Source organism: Mucilaginibacter sp. P4_G9 (assembly GCF_056400985.1).
Window position 1 is genome coordinate 1 of record NZ_JBFUKF010000874.1, and the last position, 820, is coordinate 820.

Below are 820 nucleotides of genomic sequence, written 5' to 3' on the forward strand. Positions count from 1 at the left end.
GATATGGCCAATACAGTTGCTAAATTTAATGAAATAAAAGATTTTCCTTCACCCGACATACTTGATGTGAGCAGTATTGTTTTTTCATTTTCTTTTAAAAAGAAAGATAAATTTGTTCTTAATGCCCTGAATTGTTCAGAAATAGCACTCCTTGAATTTTTTCCTACTACAATAGCTTCAATATCAACATTGTTTCCAATTTCACCAATGATTGGAATTCTTGTTTTATTTGTAATATCATCCTTAGAAATTATTCTTGAATTTAGAATTGTTGAAAGATAAAGTATTGATAAAGGAATAAACAGCCCCAACAGCAATCCATAGAGTATAACATTCGCTCTTATAGGACTAACAGGACCAAAAGAACTTGCTGGCTCGATAACTTTGCAGTTAGAAATATTAGAGGTCTTTGAAATAGCGGTCTCCTCACGTTTTTGTAACAAAAAGGTATACAATGTTTGCGTGATTAATTGCTGCCGGGAAAGATCCAGAAAATTTCTCTCTTTAGCTGGAACTGTTCCTATCAATCCCATAGCTTTGTCAACTTTAGACTGAATATCTTTTTTGGTGATTAATAATGCAGATTTAGTATTTTCAAGGTTTCTACGCATATCACTACGTAAACCACTGATTTGTAAATTAAGATTTTTTGTATAAGGATTATCAGGTGTTTTACTTATATCATTCTTCTCTTTTTCAAGGATCAAAATGTTATATTGTGATATTATTCCGGCAAACAGGGGATTATCAGGTAACAATCCCCCTGGAACGACTTTATCCTGGCTTTCATCAGAAATATAAGCATTGAGTGAGTTTAATA

General features: G+C 32.2%; 1 protein-coding gene. It reads right to left on the reverse strand.

Features of this window, described 5'->3' with window-relative positions; translation table 11 throughout:
* A partial coding sequence (locus AC1DPZ_RS28290; RefSeq protein WP_477409808.1) for a GNVR domain-containing protein occupies nucleotides 1-820 on the reverse strand: 820 nt, incomplete at both ends.